The sequence below is a fragment of the Ideonella azotifigens genome (genome assembly GCF_006519715.1).
In the GTDB taxonomy this organism is placed as follows: domain Bacteria; phylum Pseudomonadota; class Gammaproteobacteria; order Burkholderiales; family Burkholderiaceae_C; genus Ideonella; species Ideonella azotifigens.
Genome location: NZ_VIDT01000970.1, coordinates 1 through 1,595, shown reverse-complemented (window position 1 = coordinate 1,595; position 1,595 = coordinate 1). Strand labels below are relative to the sequence as shown.

Sequence of the window (1,595 nt, the reverse complement as noted above, 5' to 3'; positions counted from 1 at the left end):
CGGTGCCGGGCGCCGTCAGCGTGAGGGCCTGGCGGGCCAGGTTGCGCGAATCCACCAGCAGCGCGCCCCAGAGCTTGCGGCCTTCCCAGTAGCGGTCGTAGCTGGCGTTGATGCGAAAGCCCAGGAAGATGGCCAGCGACACGCCCATCAGCGAAAACGGGCTGGCGGTCAGCGTCACCTTCCAGTGGAACAGCTGGCCATGCGCCAGCACCACCAGGCAAGCCAGGCCGACGGTGAAGAGCTGCTGGGGCAGGATGAGCCGTATCAGCGAGCCCCGCCGCACGAACAGCAGGCGCAGCCAGTGCGGCCGGGGTCGGACGATCATCGCTTCAGGCTTGCGCCGCCATGCTGCCGCTGCGCAGGTAGCGCACATGCCAGGACAGGGCTTCCTCCAGCAGGTGCGGCGTGTGCTTGCCTGGCGAGCCGGCCAGCGCGCGCTGGCAGTAGTCGCGCAGCGCGGGGCGGTAGTCGGGGTGGGCGCAACGCTCGATGATGAGCCTGGCGCGCTGCTTGGGCGAGAGCCCGCGCAGGTCGGCCAGGCCTTGTTCGGTGACGACGACCTGCACGTCGTGCTCGGTGTGGTCCACGTGTGGGGTCATGGGCACGATGCAGGAGATGCTGCCGCCCTTGGCGGTGGAAGGCGTCATGAAGATGGACAGGAAGCCGTTGCGCGCGAAGTCGCCCGAGCCGCCAATGCCGTTCATGATCTGCGTGCCCATCACATGCGTGGAATTGATGTTGCCATAGAGGTCGGCCTCGATGATGCCATTCATCGCGATCACGCCCAGCCGGCGCACCAGCTCCGGGTGGTTGCTGATCTCCTGCGGGCGCAGCAGGATGCGCGAGCGGTAGCGCGCGAGATCGGCGTTGAAGGCCTCGCGGGCCTGGCTGCTGAGCGACAGCGCGGTGGCCGAGGCGAAGGCCAGCTTGCCGCTGCCCAGCAGGTCCAGCATGCCGTCCTGCAGCACCTCGGTGAAGGCGGTCAGGTTCTCGAACGGGCCGTCACCCAACCCGGCCAGCACCGCATTGGCAATGTTGCCCACGCCCGACTGCAAGGGCAGCAGCTCGGCCGGCAGCCGACCCTTGGCCACCTCGTGGGCGAAGAACTCGAGGATGTGGCCGGCAATGCGGCGCGAGGCTTCGTCTGGCGCGGCAAAGCGGGTGTCGCGGTCGGGCGCGTCGGTCTGCACCACGGCGATCACCTTGTCCGGGTTGCAGCGCAGGTAGGGCTCGCCAATGCGGTCGCTCGGGCGGACCAGCGGAATGGGCTTGCGGTGCGGCGGCAGCTGGGTCCCGTAGTAGAGGTCGTGCATGCCGTCCAGCCCGGCCGGCACGGCGCTGTTGACTTCCAGGATGATCTTGTCGGCCTGGTCCAGCCAGGTCTTGTTGTTGCCCACCGAGGTCGAGGGCACGAGCCGCCCATCTTCCAGGATGGCCGCCACTTCCACCACCGCCACGTCCAGCTTGCCCAGGAAGCCGAACCAGGCGAACTGCGCCACGTGCGAGAGGTGGATGTCCAGGTACTCCATGCGCCCGTCGTTGATGCGCTGGCGGCACACCGGGTCTGACTGGTAGGGCAGGCGCAGCTCCACGCC

Annotated in this window: 1 protein-coding gene and 1 pseudogene; both read right to left on the bottom strand. The window is 68.4% G+C overall.

What is annotated here, in order from left to right; translation table 11 throughout:
• A pseudogene (locus tag FKP22_RS29750) lies at positions 1 to 325 on the bottom strand (hypothetical protein); the annotation flags it as partial.
• A 4-nt stretch (positions 326 to 329) separates the two neighbouring features.
• Positions 330 to 1,595: succinyl-CoA:acetate CoA-transferase ScpC (scpC, locus tag FKP22_RS29745; protein ID WP_141291832.1), on the bottom strand; the 1,266-nt coding region annotated here is incomplete at its 5' end.